The sequence below is a fragment of the Pseudomonas sp. 2822-17 genome (genome assembly GCF_002742485.1).
GTDB lineage: Bacteria > Pseudomonadota > Gammaproteobacteria > Pseudomonadales > Pseudomonadaceae > Aquipseudomonas > Aquipseudomonas cyclaminis.
The window spans coordinates 1-268 of record NZ_LJRZ01000538.1 but is presented as its reverse complement, the minus strand read 5'-3'; the positions used below and the strand labels follow the sequence as shown (position 1 = coordinate 268).

Below are 268 nucleotides of genomic sequence, written 5' to 3'. Positions count from 1 at the left end.
GGTCAATTTAAATGTACAATCCAGTTTGTACGTCACTGAACGGGTGCTTTACTTTTCTTAATTTAAGTTAGTAATTAGAGGGTAGGTAAGAAACAATAGCAAGATCGGATATAGAAAAGCAAGGCAACAGCAAAGTATTCCAGCAATTGCGGTCCCTTTTCCTGGTTGTGGATTCTTATTTATCTCTAGTAGACTGAACACACCTATAATCAGACCAATGATAGCAAGTGGAAAACCAAGAAATGCAAAGACCGATAATATAATAGAT

The 268-nt window shown here is 36.2% G+C and carries 1 protein-coding gene; it reads right to left on the bottom strand.

Annotation, left to right across the window (positions count from 1 at the left end; translation table 11 throughout):
* Positions 1-57 precede the first annotated feature (57 nt).
* Positions 58-261 (bottom strand): DUF4190 domain-containing protein, encoded by a 204-nt coding sequence (locus AOA60_RS34770; protein WP_368731588.1) that lies wholly within the window; start codon positions 259-261, stop codon positions 58-60.
* Positions 262-268: the final 7 nt, after the last annotated feature.